5 protein-coding genes are annotated in these 4087 nt (G+C 63.5%); 2 read left to right on the top strand and 3 right to left on the bottom strand.

The features are described from left to right. Window positions 1–99 precede the first annotated feature (99 nt). The 3 genes from VK533_RS15505 to VK533_RS15515 form a co-directional block, all read right to left on the bottom strand. Window positions 100–666, bottom strand: a complete 567-nt coding sequence (locus VK533_RS15505; protein WP_324379338.1) for a hypothetical protein — start codon at window positions 664–666, stop codon at window positions 100–102. Between the two features lie 35 nt (window positions 667–701). Further along, window positions 702–1346 (bottom strand): guanylate kinase, encoded by a 645-nt coding sequence (gmk, locus tag VK533_RS15510; RefSeq protein WP_324379340.1) that lies wholly within the window; start codon window positions 1344–1346, stop codon window positions 702–704. Between the two features lie 151 nt (window positions 1347–1497). Beyond that, a complete protein-coding gene (locus VK533_RS15515) occupies window positions 1498–2268 on the bottom strand; it encodes an NF038132 family protein (RefSeq protein WP_324379343.1) in 771 nt (256 codons plus the stop codon). Between the two features lie 237 nt (window positions 2269–2505). Between VK533_RS15515 and VK533_RS15520 the strand changes: the two genes are divergently transcribed. Beyond that, window positions 2506–3090, top strand: coding sequence for a DUF2585 domain-containing protein (locus VK533_RS15520; protein ID WP_324379345.1), 585 nt, complete (start codon window positions 2506–2508; stop codon window positions 3088–3090). A gap of 83 nt (window positions 3091–3173) precedes the next feature. Then, on the top strand, window positions 3174–4087 hold a 914-nt coding region (locus VK533_RS15525; RefSeq protein ID WP_324379347.1), incomplete at its 3' end, for an amidohydrolase family protein.

Consider the following 4087-nt stretch of genomic DNA (forward strand, 5'->3'; position numbering starts at 1 on the left):
AGCGCTTGGCCGACCGGGCGTCGACGGAAAGCACCGCGCCGGCTGGAAGCACGACGCGCCCGATACGGCGCAGGATAAACCGAACGACTGACGGCGCGCTTAGTGGACCGTCTCGACTATGATCGCCTTGGGCAGGAACCAGCGCGCGATCACTAGGCTCGACGCGGCCAGCATCGCCAGATCGGCGATCAGCGCGTAGATCGCGTAGCGCCAGTCGGCGTGCATCCAGATCGGATCGCCGGTGTTGATCATCACTACCGCCGCCGCGCTCAATCCGATTGCGAGCTTCGCGCGCGACGGGAAATCGGTCACGCGCCCCGCCACCGCCAGCAGGCTGAGGCCGATCATCAGCGAGACGATCACTTCCTGCACGAAACCGCCGATCATCGCGGCCGGTTCGGCGGTCGAATAGCCACTGCTGTTATAATCGACCGAGGCGATCGGGCCCTTGGTATAGCCGTTGCCGCCGACCGCGGTCATCGGATTGGGCACCGTATAATGGCCGGTATGCGGCAAATTCTGCGCAAGGCTGAGCTGGATCGCGGCGTTCTGCGCGTCGGTCGCGGTCGAATAGCCGAAATATTGAAGCGGGGTCGCCCACAGGATGAACCCGACGATGAACATCGCCGCGCCACCAACGATACTGCCGATCAGGATCCGAACCATGTCGCTCTCCCCTTTTATGTGGGAGCGATCTTACCTCAGCCGTTCTTCGGCGTCATCAGCTTGCGCACGAAGCCGATCAACCCGGTCTGGCGCGAACGGCGCAACCGTTCGGCATTGAGGATCGTCCGCACCTGCGCGAAGCAGGTCTCCACATCGTCGTTGATCAGGACATAGTCATAGCCGTCCCAGTGGCTGATTTCCGAATTGGCGCGCGCCATCCGCGCCGCCACGACATGGTCGTCGTCGGTGCCGCGTGCGAGCAGGCGGCGCTCCAGTTCGCCGACGGAGGGCGGCAGGATGAACACGCGGACGACATCGCCGCCCGCTTGCTGGTACAGCTGTTGCGCCCCCTGCCAGTCGATATCGAACAGGACGTCGCACCCTTCGGCGAGCATCGCCTCCACCGGTGCGCGTGGCGTGCCGTAGCGATGATCGAAGACGTGTGCCCATTCCATGAGCTCGCCATCGCCGACCATGTCCTTGAACCTCGGCACGTCGACGAAGTGGTAATCGCGCCCCTCGACCTCGCCCGGGCGGATCGGCCGGGTCGTGACCGAGACGGACATCGCGATGTCCGTGTCCTTGGCGAGAAGCATGCGCGCGATCGTCGATTTGCCCGCGCCTGAGGGCGAGGACAGGACGAACAGGACACCGCGACGATCGAGACCGGGAAGAGGCATGGCCGCTCTTGGCTTCACCGGGCCGGAACGTCAACGTGCCGGGAAGGCGCGGCTGCGCAGGATTCATCGGCCACGGCCGGCGTGACAAAAGAAAGGCCCCCCACCGCATGCGCGGTGGAGGGCCTCCTTAGCCGTTCAGGATCGAAACCAATCAGCCGAAAGCGACAGCCGTGCGACGGCGGCGCATCATGCCGCCGATCAGGCCGAAACCGCCGAGCATCATCGCCCAGCTGGCCGGCTCCGGTGCGCTCAGCGGCACATCGTTGCCACCCACGGTCACACCCGCGAAGGCGAGGCCCGAATCATATTGGGAATCGACGCTGTTCGTGGCGCCCAGGCGCAGAACGTAGTTGCCCGCGTCGCTGATCGTATATTGCGATTCGATCCAGCCAGTATGGCCGCAGCCGCTCGAATAGCAGGTGCCCGAATAGCCACCCAACGGCGACCAGGTCGTGCCACCCTGGATGGGGGTAGTCGCCGGGATCAGCGTCGAATCGTTGCTCGGAAGGCCGAAGCCCGGACTGGTATCGCCCGAAGGAATCGTCCGCGCGGTGAAGAGCCAGGCGACGTGCGTCAGCGACGAGGTCAGCAGCTCGGCGAAGCCATAGTCCGAATAGCCGCTGCCGTCCGACGTGACGTAATTGAAGTAGAAGTCGAGCAAGTCACCGGAATTGGCCGAAAACGAACTGGTCAGGAATTCCGAGCCATTGGTGCCGCCCGCGCCAGCGATCTGGCCGGCGCCGCTGGCGCCACCCGATGTCGTGACGTAGGTATAGGTCGGGCCGACCGGCGGCGCGGAGACGTTGCCGTCCGCACCCAACGTGCCGCAAGATCCGATGCAGGTCGAAGCCGAAGCCGATGAGGCTGCGATCATCGCGAAGCCGGCGAAAGCAGCGCCGGTCAGCAAAGTCTTGATACGCATAAAGATATCCCCCCAAACCCAGCGACTCAACACCGCTGACCTGGAGAGAATGTGAAATCTTCGCCCAAGAGTCAATCAGACTTTAGGGTTCCATTAACTATTCGAGCCCCCAAGCAAGAATATTTCACAGCCAAATTGATCCATATCAGTAACGTTTCCTTCTTAATGCTGATGAGCACGGGGTTCCGCAACATAGCGCTACGCCCACACCAGCATGCGAGCCCGGTGACTAACCTTATGAAGACAAAACGAAAAGACTTTCGCTTCCACGTCAGCACAAGCGGGGCAATCGTCGGCATCGTGCTGATGTTGGCGATGACCGCAGCGATCTTGCTGGCGATGGGCCGCCCGCCCATCTGCACCTGTGGCTACGTCGCGCTGTGGCATGGCGCGATCGATGGCGGCAACAGCCAGCATCTGCTCGACTGGTATAGTCCAAGCCACGTCATTCACGGCTTTCTCTTCTGTGGCGCGACCTGGCTGTTGCTGCGCCACCTGCCAGTCCGCTTGCGGCTGCTGATCGCGGTCGCGATCGAGGCCGCGTGGGAATTGACCGAGAATTCGCCGATGGTGATCGACCGCTATCGCACCGCGACGATGGCGCTCGGCTATACCGGCGACAGCGTGCTCAACTCGCTGTCCGATATCAGCTGCATGATGATCGGTTTCGCGATCGCGCGGCATTTACCCGTCTGGGCGACGATTGCGCTGGCGATCACATTTGAACTGCTGACATTGGCCGTGATCCGCGACAATCTGACGCTCAACATCCTGATGCTGGTATGGCCGGTGGACGCGATCCGGCACTGGCAGGCGGGCTAGAGCCTGATCGTTATTGGTGGAAGCGCCGCGCGCTTCCGCCGATGACGTGAATCCGGTCTCACGAAGAACGAGGGGGAAAGATCATGGCGCGGAAGCTTATGGCGGGCATCGCGCTTGCCTTGATGGCGGGCACAGCTTCGGCGCGGGACGTGGTGATCCATGCCGGCCGGCTGATCGACGGCACCGGCGCGGCACCCCGCGCCCAGGTTTCGATCCTGATCCATGACGATCGCATCACCGCGATCCAGCCGGGCTATGTCGCGCCGGTGGGCGCGGAAGTGGTCGATCTGTCGAACGCGACCGTGCTGCCCGGCCTGATCGACTGCCACGTCCATATCATGTCGGCCTGGCATGACGGCGATCCGATCCGCCTCGCGGTCACCACCACCGATTACGACGCGCTGATCGACGGCGTGAACGACGCCAGGGCGACCTTACTCGCCGGCTTCACCTCGATCCGCGACGTGGGCGATCCGACGATTGCGGTGGTCGCGCTCAAGAAGGCGGTGGCCAAAGGCGAGATTCCGGGGCCGCGCATGTGGGTGTCGGGCAATCCGCTCGGCCCGACCGGCGGCCATGGCGATCCCGCGAACGGCCTGCTCCCCGAATTCGGCGAGATCCAGAGCTGGAAGGAGGCGCTGGTCGACAGCCCCGAGCAAGCACGCCAGACGGTGCGGCGGATGTGGCGCGACGGCGTCGACCTGATCAAGATCATGCCGTCGGGCGGCGTCATGTCGATCGGCGACGATCCCAAGCTGCAATTGATGGCGGACGACGAGATCAAGGCGGTGATCGACACCGCGCACGCGCTCGGCCTGAAGGTCGCGGCGCATGCCCATGGCAAGCAGGCGATCGACCACACGATCGCGCTCGGCGTCGATTCGATCGAGCATGGCAGCTATGCCGACGCCAGCAGCTACACATTGTTCAAGGCGCACGGCACCTATCTGGTGCCGACGATGCTGGTCGGCCAGAAGGTCTATGAGCGCGCCAGAGC

Source organism: Sphingomonas sp., from assembly GCF_035317925.1.
Lineage (GTDB): Bacteria > Pseudomonadota > Alphaproteobacteria > Sphingomonadales > Sphingomonadaceae > Sphingomonas_I.